At 61.8% G+C, this 20,495-nt stretch carries 17 protein-coding genes; 9 read left to right on the top strand and 8 right to left on the bottom strand.

What is annotated here, in order from left to right:
• Positions 1-75: 75 nt before the first annotated feature.
• The 4 genes from GRI44_RS11405 to glnE all read right to left on the bottom strand — a co-directional run bounded on the left by GRI44_RS11405 (position 76) and on the right by glnE (position 4,959).
• Positions 76-768 (bottom strand): M23 family metallopeptidase, encoded by a 693-nt coding sequence (locus GRI44_RS11405; protein WP_408609199.1) that lies wholly within the window; start codon positions 766-768, stop codon positions 76-78.
• A gap of 149 nt (positions 769-917) precedes the next feature.
• Positions 918-1,730: a ferritin-like domain-containing protein gene (locus GRI44_RS11400; protein ID WP_160602368.1), complete on the bottom strand. Its 813-nt coding sequence runs from the start codon at positions 1,728-1,730 to the stop codon at positions 918-920.
• 38 nt (positions 1,731-1,768) lie between these two features.
• The gene (locus tag GRI44_RS11395; RefSeq protein WP_160602367.1) at positions 1,769-2,239 is read right to left on the bottom strand and encodes a peroxiredoxin; all 471 of its coding nucleotides are present in this window, start codon (positions 2,237-2,239) and stop codon (positions 1,769-1,771) included.
• Positions 2,239-4,959 (bottom strand): bifunctional [glutamate--ammonia ligase]-adenylyl-L-tyrosine phosphorylase/[glutamate--ammonia-ligase] adenylyltransferase, encoded by a 2,721-nt coding sequence (glnE, locus tag GRI44_RS11390; RefSeq protein WP_160601891.1) that lies wholly within the window; start codon positions 4,957-4,959, stop codon positions 2,239-2,241. Before glnE ends, GRI44_RS11395 begins: the two co-directional genes overlap by 1 nt.
• A 156-nt stretch (positions 4,960-5,115) precedes the next feature.
• On the opposite strand from glnE, the gene GRI44_RS11385 reads away from it, so the two are divergent.
• Positions 5,116-6,108 carry an agmatine deiminase family protein gene (locus GRI44_RS11385; protein ID WP_160601890.1) on the top strand — a complete coding sequence of 331 codons (993 nt, stop codon included), beginning with the start codon at positions 5,116-5,118 and terminating at the stop codon, positions 6,106-6,108.
• A gap of 6 nt (positions 6,109-6,114) precedes the next feature.
• Here GRI44_RS11385 and GRI44_RS11380 read toward each other — a convergent pair whose 3' ends face one another.
• On the bottom strand, positions 6,115-6,504 hold the full coding sequence (locus GRI44_RS11380; protein ID WP_160601889.1) for a UrcA family protein: 390 nt from the start codon (positions 6,502-6,504) through the stop codon (positions 6,115-6,117).
• A 277-nt stretch (positions 6,505-6,781) separates the two neighbouring features.
• On the opposite strand from GRI44_RS11380, the gene GRI44_RS14085 reads away from it, so the two are divergent.
• The gene (locus GRI44_RS14085; RefSeq protein ID WP_269801001.1) at positions 6,782-6,913 is read left to right on the top strand and encodes a hypothetical protein; all 132 of its coding nucleotides are present in this window, start codon (positions 6,782-6,784) and stop codon (positions 6,911-6,913) included.
• Here the strand turns inward: GRI44_RS14085 and GRI44_RS11375 are convergent, their stop codons facing one another.
• The 3 genes from GRI44_RS11375 to GRI44_RS11365 form a co-directional block, all read right to left on the bottom strand.
• Complete coding sequence (locus GRI44_RS11375; RefSeq protein WP_160601888.1) at positions 6,914-7,654, bottom strand: sulfite exporter TauE/SafE family protein; 741 nt, start codon at positions 7,652-7,654, stop codon at positions 6,914-6,916.
• Positions 7,651-9,672 (bottom strand): threonine--tRNA ligase, encoded by a 2,022-nt coding sequence (thrS, locus tag GRI44_RS11370; protein ID WP_160601887.1) that lies wholly within the window; start codon positions 9,670-9,672, stop codon positions 7,651-7,653. The genes GRI44_RS11375 and thrS overlap by 4 nt, the downstream gene beginning before the upstream one ends.
• Positions 9,673-9,907: 235 nt before the next feature.
• A complete protein-coding gene (locus GRI44_RS11365) occupies positions 9,908-11,581 on the bottom strand; it encodes an alkaline phosphatase D family protein (protein WP_232843120.1) in 1,674 nt (557 codons plus the stop codon).
• A 161-nt stretch (positions 11,582-11,742) separates the two neighbouring features.
• Here GRI44_RS11365 and GRI44_RS11360 point away from each other — a divergent pair, with 161 nt between their 5' ends.
• The 7 genes from GRI44_RS11360 to GRI44_RS11330 all read left to right on the top strand — a co-directional run bounded on the left by GRI44_RS11360 (position 11,743) and on the right by GRI44_RS11330 (position 20,345).
• Positions 11,743-11,931, top strand: coding sequence for a hypothetical protein (locus GRI44_RS11360; RefSeq protein ID WP_160601886.1), 189 nt, complete (start codon positions 11,743-11,745; stop codon positions 11,929-11,931).
• A gap of 3 nt (positions 11,932-11,934) precedes the next feature.
• Complete coding sequence (locus GRI44_RS11355; RefSeq protein ID WP_160601885.1) at positions 11,935-12,357, top strand: hypothetical protein; 423 nt, start codon at positions 11,935-11,937, stop codon at positions 12,355-12,357.
• Positions 12,354-12,545: a helix-turn-helix transcriptional regulator gene (locus GRI44_RS11350; protein ID WP_160601884.1), complete on the top strand. Its 192-nt coding sequence runs from the start codon at positions 12,354-12,356 to the stop codon at positions 12,543-12,545. Before GRI44_RS11355 ends, GRI44_RS11350 begins: the two co-directional genes overlap by 4 nt.
• A gap of 158 nt (positions 12,546-12,703) precedes the next feature.
• Entirely contained in the window at positions 12,704-13,459 is a 756-nt protein-coding gene (locus tag GRI44_RS11345) for an alpha/beta hydrolase (RefSeq protein ID WP_160601883.1), read from the top strand.
• 28 nt (positions 13,460-13,487) lie between these two features.
• Positions 13,488-14,324, top strand: coding sequence for a tetratricopeptide repeat protein (locus GRI44_RS11340; protein WP_160601882.1), 837 nt, complete (start codon positions 13,488-13,490; stop codon positions 14,322-14,324).
• A complete protein-coding gene (locus tag GRI44_RS11335) occupies positions 14,321-15,304 on the top strand; it encodes an LLM class flavin-dependent oxidoreductase (RefSeq protein WP_160601881.1) in 984 nt (327 codons plus the stop codon). Before GRI44_RS11340 ends, GRI44_RS11335 begins: the two co-directional genes overlap by 4 nt.
• A gap of 286 nt (positions 15,305-15,590) precedes the next feature.
• A complete protein-coding gene (locus GRI44_RS11330; protein ID WP_408609198.1) occupies positions 15,591-20,345 on the top strand; it encodes an NAD-glutamate dehydrogenase in 4,755 nt (1,584 codons plus the stop codon).
• Positions 20,346-20,495 lie beyond the last annotated feature (150 nt).

The following is a 20,495-nucleotide window of genomic DNA, read 5'->3' as shown; positions in this document are numbered from 1 at the left end:
TCATTCAAGACATCCCCTCCGATGTCTTGCCCCGATTGCGGTTCGGGGCATGAATTTATTCTGTATTACTGGCGATTATTCAGGACCGCCGCGGCCACCATCACCCATGGCCAGTGCAAATGCCTGCTGGGCTTCTGTTTCGACCATGTAAGGAATGGGATTTACTGCTTCACCGGCAATGCGGACTTCGTAATGCAGGTGCGGGCCGGTGGAACGGCCGGTGGAACCGACATAACCGATGACATCACCCTTGTTGACGCGCTGGCCTTCAGCCACGGCCAGCTTCGACATATGGGCGAAGCGGGTTTCAAGTTCTGCGCCATGTTCGATCTGGACATAGAGACCATAGCTGCTGAAATGTTCTGCCTTGCCGACGATACCGTCTGCTGTGGCATAGACAGGTGTGCCGGTAGGAGCGGAAAGATCGACACCCTTATGGGCGCGGCGGCCACCGATTACCGGGTGGGTGCGCATGCCATAATCGCTGGTCAGCTTGGCTGCGGCCAGTGGCATCCGCGAAGGAATGGCCACCGAAGTCGTCGGGGAGGAAATGGCACCGCTGTCGAGCGCTTCCCAGCTGGCGAAGAGATTGCGGAACTGGTCATCACCGCCGCTGGCAGAAGAAGTATTGGCATCACGGACCGCTGCGGTCATGTCGGCTGTTGCCGCGCTGCTGTTGGCCAATGCGGGCGATGCGCCCAGTGCCAGGAAACCGCAGGCGATTACCGCCAACGCAGACATCCGGCTATTCTTCAGAAATCCGACCACAAACCCGTCCTTTTCTGCGATGCCGTTGCAGCATCGCCAAGACCCCCGTTCCATCAGCAATCAGCCGGTTGCCGACTGCTGCGAAACTTTTTTATGAAACTTTGGAACCCCCCGCCGTTTCAGTGATTATGGGTTAGACGTGAAAATCTTTACGACGCAATACCAGCGTAGAAGTCTCGCGATAAACCGGCTGCGAGACGCGCTGAGTCGTTAAATGGGGCTTTCAGACCCCCCCGAAAATAACTTTTCAGTAAGGATTTCCAGTGGCTCTGGGGATCGATCCCTGTCTGCTCGCACAGCGCGATAAAGTGCTTGGTGCCGAAGCGAACGTGCCGGATTTCATCGTCAAGTATGCGACTCAGGATGCGGACACCATTTTTGTCCCCCTGCGATTCGACGCGGCTGATGGTCGCTGGCGTCACATCCAGCCCGCGCGCTTCCAGCACCATCGGCACGATCGCCAATCGCGCTGCGACGTCATGCTGCGTTTCACAAGCCGCCTGCCACAATCCGTCATGCGCCGGCAGCGCGCCATAATGGCTGCCAAGGGTCTTCAGCTTGCGATCAAGCAGGGCGAAATGCATTGCTTCATCCGCCGCTACTGACAGAAAATCCGTCACGAATTCAGGCCCCATCTGCGCGCCGAAGCGCCCGGCCATGTCCAGCGCGAGGTCAATCGCCACAAATTCAATATGCGCCAGCGCGTGCCACAATGCGGTGCGGCCATGGGCAGAACCCTGCCCGCGGCGCGGCATCTGGCCCGGCGGCAGCAATTGCGGAGAGGCTGGCCATTCAGGCTTGTCCGGCATGACGTCATCGAAACAGAAACCGAGCCGGCCCTGACGCCATGCCCGCGCAACTTCGCGCGTGGCCATGACCTTGGCCTGCGGGTCAGCTGTCAGCAATGCAGAACGGATTGCGCCTGATACAGGCGGCAGTTCGGGCGGCAGCTCAGGCGGCATGGCAGGCGCGCGCGCTGGCTTGGTGGAAGCCGTGATGTTCACAGACTGCGCGCAGCTTCCAGCACTTCGTGGGCGTGGCCCTTTACCCGCACCTTGTCCCATCTCCGCGCGATCCGGCCTTCTGCATCAATCAGGAACGTGGTGCGGACCATGCCCATATAGGTTTTCCCATACATCTGTTTTTCGGTCCAGATTCCCATTTCATCGGACAGGCCGCCGGTTTCGGCATCGGTTGCCAGATCAACCGTCAGGCCTTGTTTGGTGATGAAATTGAGATGTTTCTTCGGCGTATCCTTGCTCACCCCCAAAACTGCGGCACCGGCCTGTTCAAACTCTGCCTTCAATGCCGAGAAATCCTTCGCCTCGGTCGTGCAGCCGGGCGTGTTGTCCTTGGGATAAAAGAACAGCACCAGCTTGCGGCCCCGAAAATCGGATGGTCTGACGCTGCCGCCATCGGTGGTTTCCAGCGCAATATCCGCCACTGCGGTGCCGGGATTATAATCGGTCATCATTCGCTCTCCAGTTTGCTGTCCAGAACGGTGCTCCAGATGTCCGCGACCTGGGCGCGGGCATCCGCGAAAGCACGCAGCAGACCCGGCCCGTCGCTGCATCCGCAGGCCGCCGCCAGCACCCGGGCCGAGGCAGGCGCCGGAAGCGCCAGATCAGGCGCCAGCAGGCGCGTTGCAACCAGCATCCGCGTCATCAGATCATGCGCGGCCACCAGGGATTGCGGCACCAGCCCTGCATCAACCAGCCCCGCCACCGCTTCGCCCAGATGCGGTGTCAGCGCCGTGCGGTCGCGCAATTGCAGATAATGCACCAGAAATTCCAGATCGACCAATCCGCCGCGTGACAGCTTGGCATCGAGCGGGCCTTTGGCGGGTTTGTGCCGCGCCATATCGGCGCGCATCTGCAGCACGTCTTCGCGCAGGCTGGTTGCATCACGCGGGGTTTGCAGCACATCGGCAATGATGCCGCTTAATCGGGCGCAGGCATCGGGCGATCCGAACAGCGGGCGGGCCCGTGTCAGCGCCATATGCTCCCACGTCCACGCGCTTTCCTGCTGGTAACGGGCAAAACTGTCGAGGCTGACTGCCAGCGGACCCTGTTTGCCCTGCGGGCGCAGCCGCGTATCCACTTCATACAAGGCGCCTTCTGCGGTGGGCACGCTGAGAGCGCCGCTGACCCGCTGTGCCAGCCGGTTGAAATAGAGTGTTGCACCCAGCGGGCGCCCTCCATCGCGGCCCCCATCCGATTCGCCTTCATGGGTGCCGGTAAACAGGAAAATAATGTCGAGATCGGACGCATGGGTCAGCACGCCCCCGCCCAGCCGGCCAAGGCCCAGCACCATCAATTCGCTACCAGCCACAGTGCCATGCACTTTCACAAATTCCTCGCGCGCGGCAGTCGCGGCAACGCATAGCGCCGCTTCTGCCAGCCGCGACAGCGCCGCGCCGATTTCCAGCGGATCATGCGCCGCCTCGATCAGTTGCACGCCCAGCGCGAAACGTTTTTCGCTGGTGACGACGCGGATGCGGTCCAGCCGCCGCTCGTAATCATCATCGTCTTCCTTGCGCGACATGGCATTGGCAAGGTCAGCCACGCTGCCCGGCAAATCCAGCGCGCTGCGATCAATCAGCGCATCCAGCAATTCGGGGCGGCGGCCCAGTTCATCGGCCAGCGGCTGGGCCAGCGTCAGCACCTTGACCAGCTGGTCCAACAGGCCCGGCCGCGCTTCCAGCAGGCGGAACAGATTGATGGCAGAAGGCGCGCCGGCCAGCATCGCTTCCCAGCGCAGCAGCGCCCGCTCGGGGTCGGGCGCATCGGCCAGTGCCTGCAGCACATCGGGCAAAATGGCGTCAAATGCCTTGCACGCCGCCGGGCTGCGCAGGGCGCGGATATGGCCATCTGTCCACCCCTCTATCCGGCTTGCCAGCGCGGCAGGATCAGCAAAGCCAAGCTGTTCCAACTGGCCGGGCAGCCCCGCTGGTGCCGCGGCACCTGCGTGGGATGATGCGCCGCCTGCATCAATCAGCCGGTCAAACCTCTGGCCTACAGCCTCGGTCAATTCGGCCACCTGCGCGACCAGCGCGGCCCCGCCCGCCAGCCCTTCAAATTGTGCCACATTATCCAGCGCCTCGCCCGACGGCAGCGCATGGGTCTGCTGGTCTGCCACCATTTGCAACCGATGTTCCAGCACCCGCAGCCGGTCATAGGCATTGCCGACCACGCTGGCATCTTCGGCGGAAATCAGCCCGGCTGCGGCCAGCGCATCCAGCGCCGGACGGGTGCCGCGCATCCGGAGCGAAGGATCGCGCCCGCCATGGATCAGCTGGTGTGTCTGGGCGAAGAATTCCACTTCGCGGATGCCGCCGCGTCCATGTTTCAGATTGAAGCCGGGGCCGGGCTGTTTGGGCCCCTTGTAATTGGCCCTGATGCGCGCGGTCAGGCGGCCAATTTCCTCGATCGCGCCGAAATCGAGGCTGCGGCGCCAGACAAATGGCCGGATGGCGGCAAGGAACGCCTCGCCGCCTTCCACATCGCCCGAACAGGCGCGGGCGCGGATGAAAGCGGCACGTTCCCAGGTAAGGGCGGACGATTCGTAATGGGTCAGCGCCGCGCCCAGCGAAATGGCGAGCGGGCTGACTTCCGATGCCGGACGCAGTCGCAGGTCCACGCGAAATACATACCCCTCGGCAGTGTTACTGGCCAGCATCTGGACAATATCGCGGGCATAACGCTGCGCTGCCTCGCCCGGCTCATCCCGCTCGCGCCGGGGCAGCAATTCAGGATCGAACAGCAGGATGGGGTCGATATCGGAACTGTAATTCAATTCGCACGCGCCATGTTTTCCCAGCGCAAGAGCGATGAAGCCCGCTGGCGCTGTGCCCGGCACCCGCCGCGCAATGGCCGCGCTGATGGCTGCATCCAGCGCGCGGTCGGCCAGCGATGACAATTCGCGCATCACCCGGTCCACGGGAAATGCGCCCGCCAGATCGCCGATGGCCAGCACCACTGCATGGGCCAGCCGTTCACGCCGCAGGATCACGCCCACATCATCGGTTGCAACATCGCGGATTTCGCCCGCCGCACGCGCCAAGTGCAGCGCATCTTCACCGCGCCCCTGTTGCAGCAGGGCGGCTATTTCCGGCAGGCGTTCCAGCCCGCGCGCCAGAAACGGCGCATGTTTGCGCGCGCGATCAATCGCATCGGGCCAGTCTGCCTGCATCTGCCCTCCCCTGCCTTGCTCTGATCGTGCAGGCAAGTGCGCGTCCGGCTTCTTTCATTTGACGCAAATGCTGTAAACTGGAACGGGCGCCGATGCGTAAACGACGCAGCGCATATTGCGCGGCCATTGCTGAACTTGCCGAAGGACCATGTGCCCATGACTTTTTCAATGCCGCCGGAATGGGCACCGCAGGACTGGATCTGGATCGGCTTTCCCCATGCCGCAGAAGAATGGCCGGGCTACCTCGGTACGGCGCAGGAACAGATTGCTGCTTTTGCCAATGCCGTGGCCGAAAGCGGGCAGGAAGTGCGCCTGCTGGTGCGTGACGCGGCCAATGAAGCGCGGGCGCGGATGCTGGTGAGCAGCGCAGTGAAGCTGGAGCGGCGGACTTATGGCGATATCTGGCTGCGCGATACCGGCCCGCTGGTGCTGGCCCAAAGGGCGGCGGGCGCGGTGGGCGCGGCGCGCAAGGCACGCAGGTTCGGCTTCAACGGCTGGGGCGAAAAATATCTGATGCCGGGCGACCAGACCATTGGCGCGGAGCTGGCGCAGGATGCAGGCCTGCCGCTGGAAGTGTCCGACTGGATATTGGAAGGCGGCGCGATTGATGGTGACGGTACTGGCCTGGTGGTGACGACCGAACAATGCCTGCTCAACCCCAATCGCAACCCGCATCTTTCCCGCGCCGAGATTGAACAGCGGCTGTCTTCCGATCTTGGATTTACGCGGGTCTTGTGGCTGGGCGATGGCTTGCTCAACGATCATACCGATGGTCATGTCGATAATCTGGCGCGATTTGTGGCGCCCAATGTGCTGGCCCTGCCCGGCCCCACTGGCAAGGATGATCCCAATGCCGCGATTTACGCGGATGCACGGGCACGGGCCGAAGCATTCGGGGTGACGCTGGCAGAAATTCCGTCGCCCGGTCTCATCACCCGGGGCAATTTCGTCGAGCCTGCCAGCTATGCCAATTTCGCCATAACCACCCATCTGGTGGTGGTGCCGACTTTCGGGTCCATGTATGATGATGATGGCGTGGCCGCCATTGCCAGCCTGTTTCCGGATCGCGCGACAATCGGCCTGCCGGGCGATGCGGTGCTGGCAGGCGGCGGGGGCTTTCACTGCGCCAGCCAGCAGATGCCCGCCTGAACATAGCTACATTCTCGCGGCCTCGATAATCTGGTTCGCCTGCAGATTGGCCTGATCGATTGCCACGCGCTCGCAACTGGAATCCTTGACCAGCGGATAGTCCTTGGAAATCTGCGCGCAGCCTTCTTTTGCCGCTTCGCGGATGCGCGCCCTGAAAGTTTCAATTCCGGCGGCGGTCATGAGATCAAGATCGCCAAAGCTGACCTGCCGGTCCACAGAATACACCATGACCCGGGCCATACCCGAAGAGGTCCGTTCTTCCTTGTGGACCGACACTCGCGGCGCCGTGACGGTAATTTCCTGCGAAGTTGATGATTGCGCCAGGGCAATGTCTGACGTCGCCGCCAATGCCAGCCCCGCAGCGATGACCAGGGTTGGCTTCCATAAATGTACCATAATTCGGCCTCTCCATAACAAAATGACGAAGGGTTACCGCGGGCAATTTTTTAAGGAGCAATTCCCCAGTATTGCGGAACCATTGCGCGTCGTTCCCTGCCACGAAGTCTGCACCCCGCCGCGGCTGACTGTCGATTGGGGACTGTACGTAGAAAGCGAATCCCGGTCCGCATTGACCAAGGGCGCGCGGGCCAAGGAAAATGGGGCGCGGAAAACAGCTTTGGTGCGCCCCTGCCATCTTAACGCTTCATTAGGGCTTGTGACGGAGAAAGCGGTGATGGAACATATGATCACATTCATGCGGCGGGCGCAGTCCTTGCCTGTCGATGCGCTTCGCATGATGATCGTGACCGGCTGCGCCTTGGCCCTGATCATGGCGGGCCAGCCTGTTCCGGTATTGGCGCTGTAATCACACCAGCTTGACCAGCGCGCCCACTGCGGCTGCGCCCAGCACCAACCCTACAAAAATGCGCCATAGCGCAGGGCTGACTTTGCCAAAGGCGAGGCCGCCAAACGCGTTGCCGATCAGGATTGCCGGGAACAGGATGGCCGCCAGCATGGCGTGTCTGGGTTGCATCATGCCCATCAGATAGGCTGCCGTGCATCCGGCAGTCGATGTTGCCACGAAAATGGCCATCATGGATGCGCGGGCCATTTGCGGGGTTACTGCGCGGCGCAGATAATAGGGAATAATCGGCGGGCCGGGCATTCCGGCAAACCCTGTCAGCACGCCCGATGCGATGCCGGTCAGGCCCGTCACCGCCTTGCCTGGCGCATGGGTGCCGGCTTGCTTGGGCAGCAACACCAGAATGAATGCGCCCAGTGCCACCAGCGCAATCAGCATCCGCGCCAGATCAGGGTCGGTGAGCCGCAGCAGCCACAGGCCCAGCGGCGTTGCCAATACTGCGAATGCACCGATGGGAAGGGCGGACCGTTCAGCCTGCCCCACGGCGCTACGCAGGCTGATGAGGCCGATGAACAGGCTCAAAATCGTGACCGTGACCACCGCTGATTGCGGTGCCACGGTCAGCCCCAATACCGGCACCAGCAGCAGCGCCATGCCGAAGCCTGCCAGACCGCGGACGAACCCGGCGGCCAGCGCCGCAACCAGCGCCGCAGCAATCTGCAGGCTGGTAAAATCCGCGATCAAGCGGGGCGCAGATCCGGCGCGGTCGCTTCTGCTTTCAGCATGGCAATCGCTTCATCCACCGGCAGGAATCTCTGCTGCTGTTCACCCAGGGTGCGGATGGCAACCGTGCCTTCTTCCGCCTCGCGCATGCCCACCACCAGCAGATGCGGCACTTTCTTGACCGAATGTTCGCGCACCTTGTAATTGATCTTCTCGTTCCGGAAATCGCTTTCCACCCGCAGGCCCGCTGCCTTCAGCCGGGCCGTCACATCGCTGCCATAGGCATCCGCATCCGACACGATGGTTGCCACCACTGCCTGCACCGGGGCCAGCCACAGTGGCAGCTTGCCGGCATAATGTTCGATCAGAATGCCGATGAAGCGTTCGTACGACCCGAAAATGGCGCGGTGCAGCATGACCGGGCGATGGCGGTCGCCATCTTCCCCGACATAGCTTGCATCCAGCCGCTGCGGCAGCACCCGGTCGGACTGGATGGTGCCCACCTGCCAGGTGCGGCCAATGGCATCGGTCAGGTGCCATTCCAGCTTCGGTGCATAAAACGCGCCTTCGCCTTCCAGTTCTTCCCAGCCGAATTCGTCCGTCGCCATGCCCGCTTCGCGCACGGCATTGCGCAGTTCTTCCTCGGCCTTGTCCCAGTCGGCATCACTGCCGAACCGCTGTTCCGGCCGCGTCGCCAGCTTGATCGCGTAGCTTTCAAAGCCGAGTTCACGATAGACCGTGCTGGCCAGCTCGCAGAACTTGCGCACTTCTTCCACTACCTGGTTTTCGGTGCAGAAAATATGCCCGTCATCCTGCGTGAACTGGCGCACGCGCATCAGACCATGCAGCGCGCCATGCGGTTCGTTGCGGTGGCAGCAGCCCATTTCGCCCATGCGCAGCGGCAGATCGCGGTAGGACGTGATGCCCTGCTTGAACACCAGCACATGGGCCGGGCAGTTCATCGGCTTCAGCGCCATCCATTCCGCATCGCCGGAAATGACCGGGCCTTCATCATCCACATTGGGAACTTCATCGGGAATGACGAACATGTTTTCCCGATATTTGCCCCAATGGCCGGACTGTTCCCACTGGCGGGCATCCATCAGTTGCGGCGTTTTCACTTCGCGGTAATCGGCCCCGTCCATCCGGCGGCGCATATAGGCTTCCAGCTCGCGCCAGATCTTGTAGCCCTTGGGATGCCAGAACACGCTGCCATGCGCTTCTTCCTGAAGGTGGAACAGGTCCATCTCGCGGCCCAGCTTGCGGTGGTCGCGCTTGGCAGCTTCTTCCAGCCGGTGCATATGGGCATCGAGCTGCTTCTTGTTGAGCCAGCCGGTGCCGTAAATGCGGCTGAGCATGGCGTTTTTCTGGTCGCCGCGCCAATAGGCGCCCGACACACGCGTCAGCTTGAACGCCTTGGGATCAAGCTTGCCGGTGGATGCCAGATGCGGGCCGCGGCACAGGTCCAGCCACGTATCGCCGGCGCCGACATTGCCGGAATGATAGACCGTCAGCGGCTCGCCCTCGGGCAGTTCAGCGGCCCATTCCGCCTTGAAACTTTCGCCCTGTTTCTTGAACCATGCAATCAGGTCGTCACGCGCCCATTCTTCGCGGATCAGCGGTTTGTCCGCCGCGATGATGTCGCGCATTTTCTGTTCGATCACCGGCAGGTCTTCATCCGTGAATGGCCCGCGCTCCGCACTTGGCGCGAAATCATAATAGAAACCGTCATCCGTGGCCGGGCCAAAGGTGATCTGCGTATCGGGCCATAATGCCTGCACGGCTTCTGCCAGAACATGGGCAAAATCGTGCCGCATCAGTTCCAGCGCGTCGGCTTCGTCGCGGCTGGTGATCAGCGCCAGCTGTGTATCGCCGTCGAAAGGCCGCATGATATCGCGCACTTCGCCATCGATCCGGGCGGCCAGCGCAGCTTTTGCCAGGCCGGGGCCAATGGCGGCAGCCACGTCGGCAGGGGTGGACCCCTGCGGCATTTCCCGCACGGAACCATCGGGAAGGCTGATCTTCAGCATTTCACTCATCGAATGTGTCTCACCTTATTTGCGCGTGCCATGGCACAGCCCGGCGCGCACCGGAAGTCTCGGCATCATGCAATTGTCAAAGGTTCGGGAAGTGACACCATGCCGCCCGAACCCGGGCGGCGGTGGCAGCGATCAGATCGCGACCAGCCGCCCCGGCGCAAACCGGGTGGTAGTAGTCGTTGTCGTGATGCATACCTGCGTCATTCGCCCCTCATAGCGCGGCAAGATTGCGCTTTCAACCAATGTCGAGGCGGGCAGACCCGGCCTTGGTGCTGATCCGCTGCGCGCTGGCCAGCGTGGCAGAGCGCGTCTTTACGCCCGACACAAAGCGATATTCCGACGTGGCGCTGGCAGGCGTCAGTTCCACCGCCATATAGCCGCGCTGGCCGGTATTGGCCCATTGAAGCTGCGGATTGCGAGACACGGATTGCGCGGCAAAATCAGCCGGCTTGATCCATGGCAGATACCCTTCTGCGCCGGGAGATGTGACGGAATGACCGGCAAATTCCACCCCTGCCGCAGCGCCCTCATTATCCAGCTCGCTGGCCCAGCCATTGTGGCTGTCCCCCGCCAGCACGATCAGATTTGCATCCGTTTCCTGCGCGGATTTAAGCAGCCGTGCACGGGCCGCGGGGTAGCCGTCCCACGCATCCATGTTGAACGGCAGGCCCGCGCGGCTGGTGGCGGCCGCTGCCAGCAACCGCTTGCGGATATAGGCAGGCATCCCATCACTGAGATTATCGGCAATCCCCTTGGGCAGGGACAGGCTGGCCATGATCACTTGCTGCGCCAGCACTTGCCAGGTTTTGCCTTCCTTGCGGGACCGCGCCATGCCGGCCGCCAGCCATGCTTCCTGCGCGGCGCCCATCAAGGTGCGGTTTTCATCCCGCCATTCGCCATCGCGGAACGCATCCAGCGCCGCCATCATGGCCGCCGGATTGTCACCCCCGCGCGCAATGATCGTGGTCAGATCAAACGGCTTGGTCCGCGCCGTCAGCCGTGTTTCCAGCCGGAACAGCGTGGCCAGATTGCCGATTTCATAAGCCGCCCACGGCGCATCGGAAACAGGCATCCATTCGTGATAGGCCTGCATGGCAACGCGCTTGCGCATGTCCCATGTGCCTTCGGTTGCCGGATCATGGTTTTCAGCGCCATCGCGGTAACTGTCATTGGCCGTTTCATGATCGTCCCACACCGCAATCATCGGGTAAAGCTGGTGCAGGCGCTGCAAATCCGGGTCTGCCCGATAGGCAGCATAGCGCAGCCGGTAATCGGCCAGCGCGATAATTTCCGTCTGCGGGACAAGAGTGCGGCCCGCCACCGCTTCGCCTTCGGCCGGGTAGGTGCCAGCGCCATATTCGTAGATATAATCGCCGGTATGCACCACCAGGTCGAACGCGTCAGCCGCGGCAATATGGGCATAGGCGTTGAACCAGCCGAAACCGATGTTGGAACAGCCCACCACGGCCATGCGGAAGCGCGATGTGTCGCCCATGGGCAAGGTGCGCGTGCGGCCAATGTCGGACATGGAACCATCGGGCGCGATGAAGCGGAAATAATACCAGCGATCAGGCGCAAGGCCCGCCGCCACCGGCTTGACGCAACCGTCACGCGCGGGCGTTGCCTCCACATCGCCGCTCGCTGCCACTTTGGCAAAATCCATGCTGTCGCTTACTTCATAGCGCAGTTTTACAGGGTCCCCAGAAGCGAAACGCGTCCATAAAAGCACGCTGTTTGCACTCGGTTCGCCGCTGGCCACCCCGTGGGTGAAACCGCGCTCTTGCGCTGCTGCGGCTGCTACTGGCAGCGCGGCGAGGCCCGCACCCAGAAGGCCCGCTCGGAACAACCCGCGGCGGTCGAGCGACTGGACGGATGGCGGGCTGGCGGATGCGGGTGGCGGCATGGTCATACAGCCAGACTTAGCCTGACTGCGTGACACCGCCAAGACTGTCTGTGGCAAGGCTGTTCTCACCAATTTTTGACAAGGTACCTGTCCTTCATGTCAATGGTGCTTGACAAGACAGCGAATCATTGTCAAACACCCTTTACATAGTGAAAAGGACCATTGTCATGAACCCGATACAGAAGGCTTTGTTGCTGGGCGCTGCCATGATCGGCACTGCGCTGCTTGCCATTTTCGACATCATTCCTGAAACTTTCGCCCAATGGGCGCCGGTGGCGCTGCTCGCCATATTCCCGTCTGTATGGCTGGGATCATCCCGGCGCTGCGCCATTTTTTCTGCCAGGAAGGACGCATAAACCATGGTCTGCACAAGCAACCAACAGGCCCAGCGCGCCTATCTGAAACGCATGGGTATTTCGATGGCGGTCTATATCGCCGCCCTGTTTACCGGCGAATATCTGGTGGGACGCGAATTGGTGGATCGGCCGGTGGTCTGGCTGCTGGGCCTGCTGCCCGGCCTCGCCATTGTCGGTGCATTCTATGCCATCGGCAAGCTGATCACCGAGACGCCGGATGAATTCATCCGCATGCTGATTGTTCGTCAGACATTGGTGGCAACCGGTTTTGCCCTGTCGCTCGCCACGATCTGGGGTTTTCTGGAGAATTTTGAACTGGTGCCGCATGTCGATGCCTATTGGGTGGCGATCCTGTGGTTTCTGGGCTTTGGTATCGGCGCTGTTTCCAACCGCATCACCTATGGTGCGTGGGGACAGCTGCGATGAAAAACCGGCTGAAAGTGCTGCGTGCAGAACGCAGCTGGAGCCAGCAGGACCTGGCAGACCGGCTGGAAGTATCCCGCCAGAGCGTCAATGCTATCGAGACAGGCAAATACGATCCATCCCTGCCGCTGGCCTTTCGCATTGCTGAAACATTTGATATGTCTATAGAAGAAATATTCACAAAAGACTGAATAATGGGGGTGAAATGCGACTGTTTGTTTTGATTTCGCTGGCCCTGTTGTCAGCCTGCGGCACTGCCGATAGGGAACGTTCGGACGATCAGCCGGTCAGGGTTCCTGAAATCTACTGACTTGCCCTGCCCGCGATGTTGGCCGACAAGCGGGCCTTGATGACCCAGTTACAATTCCATAATCTGCCAGACGGGCGAAAAATCGCCTTTCGCCGGACAGGCACTCCATCGAAAATCCTGCCCGGCCCCACCATCATCTTCCTGCCCGGATATATGTCCGACATGGAAGGCGGCAAGGCAGCGGCACTGTTCGAATGGGCCGCACAACAAGGGCGCGATTGCCTGCTGCTGGATTATTCCGGCTGCGGATCCAGCCCGGGGGATTTTGCCGATGGCACCTTGTCGCGCTGGCGCGATGAAGTGCTGGATCTTATCCACGCGCAAGCTTCAGGCGAAATCATACTGGTCGGTTCGTCCATGGGCGGCTGGCTGATGCTGATGGTGGGCCTTGCGCTGGGCGGCAGGCTGGCGGGGATGGTTGGCATTGCCGCAGCGCCTGATTTTTCCGACTGGGGCTATGACGAAGGCCAGAAGGCGCGGCTGCAATGCGGAGAAACCGTGTTCGAGGACAATCCCTATGGTCCTGAGCCAACGCCCATGCACGCAGGGTTCTGGCATGACGCCCAAGCCAACCGGATGCTGACGACCGACATTGCAATCCATTGCCCCGTGCGCCTGCTGCATGGCCAGAACGATGCCGACGTTCCCTGGCAGACCAGCCTTGAACTGGCGCAGCGCCTTTGTTCGGATGATATACAGGTGACGCTGGTTAAGGCGGCGGATCATCGCATGTCCCGTGACGCGGATATCGCCTTGTTGCTGCGCACGGCAGCCCTGCTGGTTGACGCCGCCTGATCCTGTCCAAGTTTGCGAAAGAACGCGTATGTCTGTCCTTCTTGCCATATTCCTCCAGGTTGGCATTTCGCCAACCCCCAGCCCTGTATCGGCCGTTCCGGATGAATTGTATGAACAGCGCCAGCTGACCCGGCAGGCGAAACGTGAAGCCGAAAAACAGACCGCCATCGACAACCCGCTGACCGATTGCATCACCCTTGCCGAAACTGACCCCGAAGCCGCGCGGACAATGGCAAGCCAATGGCTGGACACTGCCGAACTGAGCCGCAAATCATGGGCCGCGCAATGTCTGGGCATGGCACTGGTGCAGCAGGGCCGCTGGGATGATGCCGCCGCAGCCTTTATCAATGGGCGTGATGCCGCCATGCCCGGCGCCCAGCTATACCGCGCGCAACTGGGCGCAATGGCCGGCAATGCGGCATTGTCTGCCGGCAATGCCAGCGCAGCGCTGGCCGCGCTTGATATTGCGCAGGCCGATGCGGGACAGGTGGGCAACAGCGTTCTGGCCGGCGAAATCATGCTGGACCGCGCCCGCGCGCTGGTGGCGCTGGACCGGCTGGAGGATGCCGCAACGGTGCTGGGGCTGGCCCGACAGGCACAGCCAGATCATGCCCAGACATGGCTTCTTTCCGCCACGCTGTCGCGCCGCATGAACCTGCTGGAAACAGCGCAGGAACAGATCGAGAGGGCCGCCATGCTGGCACCGATGGACGCTGAAACAGGGGTGGAAGCCGGGGTCATTGCCATATTGTCCGGACGCCCTGATGCCGCGCGCAAAAGCTGGGCGTCCGTACTTGAAACCGCGCCCGGAACATCCTTTGCCCAAACCGCCCAGGCCTATATTTCGCAAGTGGAAACGCCATGATCCCGCTATCGGTTCTCGACCTTGTTCCGGTCCGCGAAGGGGGCACGCTGGGGCAGGCCTATGCGGCCAGTGCCAGTCTGGCGCAGGCTGCAGAAAAAGCCGGATACAACCGGTTCTGGGTGGCCGAACATCATGCGATGGAAGGGATTGCAGGGGCGGCCACGGCAGTCGTGCTGGCGCATATCGGCCACGCCACTTCCACCATCCGCATCGGATCGGGCGGCATCATGCTGCCCAATCACAACCCTTTCGTGATTGCTGAACAATTCGGCACGCTGGACGCGCTATTTCCCGGCCGGATCGACCTTGGCCTCGGGCGGGCGCCCGGGGCTGACAGCCGCATTGCCCAGGCTTTTCGCAAAAATCTGGGTCAGGCAGCAGAATATTTCCCGCAGGATGTGGTGGAACTGCGCGCGCTCATCACCGGCGATCCGCCATTGCCGCTGACCGCGACGCCCGGCCTTGGCGCCGATATCGAATTCTGGATGCTGGGCTCCAGCCTGTTCGGGGCGCGGCTGGCCGCACAGCTGGGCCTGCCTTACGCCTTTGCATCCCATTTTGCGCCCGACCATCTAGATGCCGCGCTGGACATATACCGCCGCGAATTTCGGCCGTCCGCGGGTTTGGCACAGCCCTATGTCATGCCTGCCATGACGGTGATCTGCGCCGAAAGTGACGACGAGGCCGAATTGCTGGCATCATCGCAATTGCAGGCATTTGTCCGGCTGCGCAGCGGCACGCCGGGCAAGCTGCCGCCGCCAGTTGCGGCATATCGCGAAAGTCTGCCGGCCCCTGCCGCAGCCATGCTGGCCCATATTGGCCAGGCCAGCGCCATTGGCGCGCCTGCCACTGTGCGCGATGCCATATCCCGCTTTGTGGAACGCACCGGCGCGGACGAAATCATCGTCAGCGGATCGACCTTTGAACCCGAAGCCCGGGCCCGCTCGCTGGAATTGACCATGGCAGCCGTAAAGGGCTGAACAAGCGGGCCCGGTTGCCGGCTGGGAAACCGGCGGGGACGAAGAACCGGTCCGTGGACTGGCTGTCAGGCGGCGGCACGGCAAGGGGCCCTGGCATGCTGCCGCGCTAACTTCTGGACTTATAGAGAGCGACAGGCAGATGCGGGCGGAAGGCATGAGTAAGGCATGCAAATAATCCCTTGCAACGCGGCTTGCAGGCCGCGACACATCGGCCTATTCGCGTATTTATGCTGCACGGTGCAGCAACATAATAATAAGGCCACAAAGGCCTGCAGGAGCTGGACGGATGGGTTCGAAAACCACCGCATCGGATCAAAAGACACCTCGCGGCCAGAACCGCGATACCGCGGGCCACAAAGGGCAGGTCATGGCGCTCGCCGCCCATGTCCGCCATTCCCTGCTGCCCGGTGACACGCCCTTTGCTGACGACAAGCTGGCAGAAGCTGCCGCTTTCCTGACCGACGCTGCGGCATCGCGCGAAGCGGGCGAGCCGGCGCTGGCGCTGGTTTCAGCCAGTGACGAGCGGCGCTTCATGCGAATTGCTATCGTCAATGACGATATGCCGTTCCTGGTCGATTCGGTGGCATCGACCGTGGCCGCGCAAGGCCTGTCGATTGACCGCCTGGTCCATCCTGTGGTGCCCGTCAGCCGGTCGGAGGATGGAACATTGCAATCCATCCCCAAGGCCAAAACCGGTGAAACGCCGCTGGAATCGATGATTTACATCGAAACGGTCCGGATTGACGCGCGCCAGCGCCGCGATCTGGAAAAGGCGCTGCGCACGACCCTGGCCGATGTGCGTGCAGCCGTGACCGACTGGCCGAAAATGCGCGATATGATGCGCGAAGATGCTGACCGGATCGAAGATGAAGAAGGCGCAGAATTGCTGCGCTGGCTGGAAGGCGGAATGCTGACCCAGCTGGGCCATCTGACGCGCCGCCGCGACGGCAGCCAGGCGCAATTGCTGGGCATCTGCCGCCGCAGTGCCAAGCAGATTCTGGCCGACCAATCATATGACCGGGCCTTTGAATGGTTTGAAAAAGCGTCCGACAAGGACCGGCTGGTGCCTCTTATCGTCAAGGCCAACCGTGTATCGCTGGTGCATCGCCGCGTGCCGCTGGACCTGTTTATCGTGCCTGTCATGGAAGATGGCGCGGTTGCCGCATTGTCCGTTCATGCAGGGGTGTGGACCAGCGCCGCGCTGGCCGCAGCCCCCAGCCAAGTGCCGCGGCTGCGCACGCAGATGTCGCAGCTGATCGAGAAATTCCGGTTCGACAACAAGGGCCATGCCGGCAAGGCGCTGGTCCATGCGCTGACTGCATTGCCGCATGATCTGGTCATCGGTTTCCCCAGACAGGACATCGAACGCGTGGCCACCACCATGATGAGCCTGGTGGACCGGCCCCGCCCACGCCTCGCCATGGTCGAAGCCCCGCTGTCACGCCATCTGTTCGCCTTTGTCTGGCTGCCGCGCGATATGCTGTCCACCCAGGTGCGGATGCAGATCCAGGCATTGCTGGAACAGGGCGCCAATGCCGAATTGCTGGACTGGAGCCTGCAGGTGGAAGGCGGCAATCTGGCCATGCTGCGCTTCGTGCTGGATATTCGCGGCGTCCATAATGTTGGCCACAATGTCGATAGCGAACGCGACATTGAAGCCCGTTTGCAAAACATGCTGCGCGGCTGGTCGGAAGCGGTGGAAGGCGAACTTATTGCCTCGTGCGAACCGGGGCGCGCTGCTGCCATTGCCACCCGTTATGCCGAGGCATTTCCGGTTGGCTACCGCAGCAGTTACGGCGCGGCGGAGGCTGCGCGCGACATCCTGCGGATGCGCCATCTGAACCTGTCCGAAGCGGAACATGCGCTCGGCCATGTGATGCAGCGCGATGCGCGGCTGTATCATCTGGAAGGTGATCCAGAAAACCAGCTGCGGCTGAAAATCTATGAAAACGAAGGCGCGCTGCCGCTGTCCGATTCGGTCCCGGCGCTGGAAAATTTCGGTTTCCGGGTCATGGCAGAAACGCCAACGGAACTGGACGACGGGCGCCTTGGCACCATCCATGATTACATTCTCACCCTGCCCCAGGGCGACCGCGCTGCTGGCCTGCTGGACCGTAGCGATGCCATCGAACAGGCGATTGCCGCTGTCCTGAATGCCTCTGCCGAAGATGACGCATTCAACCGTTTGGTGATCAGCACCGGCCTTTCTGCGCGCGAAACTGACTGGCTTCGGGCATTTTACCGTTATCTGCGCCAGGTCGGCATGGGCTTTACCATCTATACCGTGGTCGATGCGCTGGGCCGCGCGCCTGCGGTGACCATGGCGCTGGTTGATCTGTTCAACGCCCGCCACGACCCGGCCTTCAAGGGTGACCGTGATGCGGCAGCGCAATCGGCGCAGCAGGCCATCAAACAGGGCCTGGCGCAAGTGGCCGCGATTAACGATGACCGGCTGCTGCGCCTGTATCAATCCGTCATCAATGCCATTTTGCGGACCAATGTGTTTGCCCCCGCCGCCGCCGAAGCGCTGGCATTCAAGATCGATTCCGCGTTGGTGCCCAATATGCCGAAGCCAGTGCCGTGGCGCGAGATTTTCGTCTATTCGCGCCGGGTGGAAGGCATCCACCTGCGCGCCGGGCCAGTGGCCCGCGGCGGCCTTCGCTGGTCTGACAGGCGGGACGATTTCCGCACCGAAATTCTCGGCCTAATGAAAGCGCAGCGGGTCAAGAATGCTGTCATTGTGCCAACGGGCGCAAAGGGCGGCTTCTACCCCAAGCTGCTGCCATCGCCTGACAAGGACCGCGAAGCGTGGGCCGCCGAAGGCCAGGCCAGCTACGAAGTGTTCATCCGCACCCTGCTGTCGATCACCGACAACATCGTGGATGATAAAATCATTCACCCCGAAGGCGTGGTCATCCATGACGGGCAGGACCCTTATTTCGTGGTCGCTGCGGACAAGGGCACGGCGCGCTTTTCCGATATTGCCAATGGCATCGCGGAATCGCGGAATTTCTGGCTGGACGATGCTTTTGCCAGTGGTGGTTCCAACGGCTACGACCACAAGGCCATGGGCATCACCGCGCGCGGTGCGTGGGTATCGGTGCAGCGCCATTTCCTGGAAATGGGCGTGGATGTGCAGACCGATCCCATCAAGGTGGTCGGCTGCGGCGATATGTCGGGCGATGTGTTTGGCAATGGCATGCTATTGTCCAAGGCCATCAAGCTGGTGGCCGCGTTTGACCATCGCCATATTTTCATCGACCCCGATCCTGACGCTGCTGCCAGCTGGAAAGAGCGGGACCGGATGTTCAACCTGCCGCGTTCAAGCTGGGAAGATTACAATTCGTCGCTCATTTCCAAGGGTGGCGGGGTGTTCAGCAGATCGCTCAAGAAAATTCCGCTGTCGGTTCAGGCCCGCCGTGTGCTGGGTATTGATGCCAAGGAGATGGAACCTGAAGCCCTTATTTCAGCCATTCTGGCAGCCCCTGCCGATCTCCTCTGGTTTGGCGGAATTGGCACTTACATCAAGGCATCTGCGGAAAATAACATTGCCGTCGGTGATCCGGCCAATGACGGCCTGCGGATAGATGCCGATACGGTCCGCGCCAAGGTTATTGGCGAAGGTGCAAATCTTGGCATCACGCAGGCAGGCCGCATCGAATTTGCGCTGGCTGGCGGGCGTTCCAATACCGATTTCATCGACAATTCGGCAGGCGTGGACTGTTCCGACAATGAAGTGAACATCAAGATCGCACTGGCAGCGGCAAAACGTGGCGGTAAACTGTCCGAGGCCAAACGTGTGACCCTGCTGGAATCCATGACCGACGATGTCGCTGCCATCGTGCTGGAAGATAACCGGCTGCAGGCGCTGGCCTTGTCCATTGCCGAAACCGGCGGAGCCAAATCCACCGCCGCGCAAATGCGCCTGATCGAAGCGCTGGAAGATCGCGGTGATCTGGACCGGCGCACCGAAGGGCTGGCTGATGGCGAAGCGCTGGCCCGCCGCGCGGCGGACGGTATTGGCCTGACCCGGCCGGAACTGGCCGTGCTGCTGTCATCCACCAAGCTGGTGCTGCAAGATGCGATCGAGCGGAGCAACCTGCCTGACGACCCAAGCATGGAAGCGCCGCTGCTGGAGTATTTCCCCGCGCCGATGCGGACGAAATTCAAGAGCCAGATACTGGGCCACCGGCTGCGCCGCGAAATTGTCGCGACCCAGCTGGCCAACCGCATCGTCAACCGGCTGGGGCTGGTTCATCCGTTCGAACTGGCCGAAGAAGAAGGCGTGGAACTGGCGCAGGTTGCCGGCGCATTTGTGGCAGCCGAACGCCTGTTCGACATTGGCGCCCTGTGGGCCCAGCTCGACAGTGTAAAAATGCCGGAAGCTGCGCGTCTGATGCTGTTCGACCGCACGGCCTCTGCCATGCGCGGCCAGATGGCAGACTTGCTGCGGACAGGTGCCAGCACGGCGCCGCCATCGCGCATCATTGGCGAACTGGCCAAGGGAGTGCAGGAATTGTCGGTCGCCAAGGACAGTCTGCTGGCTGCCGAAGCGCGGCAGCAGTCAGCAAAATTGCGGGCTGGCTTTGCACAGGCAGGCGCACCGGAAAAAATCGCCGCAGAAGTGGCCCATCTGTTCGACATCGATGGTTCTGTGGGTCTTGCGCGGCTGTCTCTCGACGCCGGGATCAGCGCGCAAAAGCTGACCAGCGCCTTTACCGATCTGGGCGGCAGGCTGGGGCTGGACTGGGCGCAGGGCACCGCTGCCCTGATGGAGCCATCCGATGTGTGGGAACGGCTGCTGGTGGCTGGCCTAGCGCGGGATTTCCAGCAGATGCGGCTTGATTTCCTGCGCCGCCTGTCCCGCCGCAAGGATGCCAAAACAGACCCGGCAGGCGCAGTTACCAATTGGGCGGACGATAATGCCGCCGCCATCCGCCAGTTCCGCGCCATGATCAGCCGGGCGCAGGCACGCACCCCTGTGGCCCCTGCCATGCTGGCGCAAATTGCCAGCCAGGCGCGCAACATTCTGGGCCGTTAGGTTGGGCGGCTGCTCGACTATCGCCGGGTAAGGCAGTCGGGGTAAGACAGGCCGGGTAAAACAGGTTGGGCAAGATAGGCTGGGCAACAGGCGCGGCGGCGAGCAGCCCCACGCCTGTTTTGCGCCCGATAGAGGCTTGACCCACGGCCA

Origin of the sequence: Allopontixanthobacter confluentis (genome assembly GCF_009827615.1) — a bacterium.
GTDB lineage: Bacteria > Pseudomonadota > Alphaproteobacteria > Sphingomonadales > Sphingomonadaceae > Allopontixanthobacter > Allopontixanthobacter confluentis.
The sequence above is the reverse complement of the archived record's forward strand: the minus strand, read 5'-3'. Positions and strand labels throughout refer to the sequence as shown.

Bases quoted from the DNA above. Each gene is read 5' to 3' on its own strand.
- GRI44_RS11385 (WP_160601890.1), top strand. From the start codon at position 5,116: ATGACTTTTTCAATGCCGCCGGAATGGGCACCGCAGGACTGGATCTGG.
- GRI44_RS11335 (WP_160601881.1), top strand. From the start codon at position 14,321: ATGATCCCGCTATCGGTTCTCGACCTTGTTCCGGTCCGCGAAGGGGGC.
- GRI44_RS14085 (WP_269801001.1), top strand. From the start codon at position 6,782: ATGGAACATATGATCACATTCATGCGGCGGGCGCAGTCCTTGCCTGTC.
- GRI44_RS11330 (WP_408609198.1), top strand. From the start codon at position 15,591: ATGGGTTCGAAAACCACCGCATCGGATCAAAAGACACCTCGCGGCCAG.
- GRI44_RS11345 (WP_160601883.1), top strand. From the start codon at position 12,704: ATGACCCAGTTACAATTCCATAATCTGCCAGACGGGCGAAAAATCGCC.
- thrS (WP_160601887.1), bottom strand. From the start codon at position 9,672: ATGAGTGAAATGCTGAAGATCAGCCTTCCCGATGGTTCCGTGCGGGAA.
- GRI44_RS11400 (WP_160602368.1), bottom strand. From the start codon at position 1,730: ATGCCGCCTGAGCTGCCGCCCGAACTGCCGCCTGTATCAGGCGCAATC.
- GRI44_RS11380 (WP_160601889.1), bottom strand. From the start codon at position 6,504: ATGGTACATTTATGGAAGCCAACCCTGGTCATCGCTGCGGGGCTGGCA.
- GRI44_RS11340 (WP_160601882.1), top strand. From the start codon at position 13,488: ATGTCTGTCCTTCTTGCCATATTCCTCCAGGTTGGCATTTCGCCAACC.
- GRI44_RS11360 (WP_160601886.1), top strand. From the start codon at position 11,743: ATGAACCCGATACAGAAGGCTTTGTTGCTGGGCGCTGCCATGATCGGC.
- GRI44_RS11395 (WP_160602367.1), bottom strand. From the start codon at position 2,239: ATGACCGATTATAATCCCGGCACCGCAGTGGCGGATATTGCGCTGGAA.
- GRI44_RS11365 (WP_232843120.1), bottom strand. From the start codon at position 11,581: ATGACCATGCCGCCACCCGCATCCGCCAGCCCGCCATCCGTCCAGTCG.
- GRI44_RS11355 (WP_160601885.1), top strand. From the start codon at position 11,935: ATGGTCTGCACAAGCAACCAACAGGCCCAGCGCGCCTATCTGAAACGC.
- GRI44_RS11350 (WP_160601884.1), top strand. From the start codon at position 12,354: ATGAAAAACCGGCTGAAAGTGCTGCGTGCAGAACGCAGCTGGAGCCAG.
- glnE (WP_160601891.1), bottom strand. From the start codon at position 4,959: ATGCAGGCAGACTGGCCCGATGCGATTGATCGCGCGCGCAAACATGCG.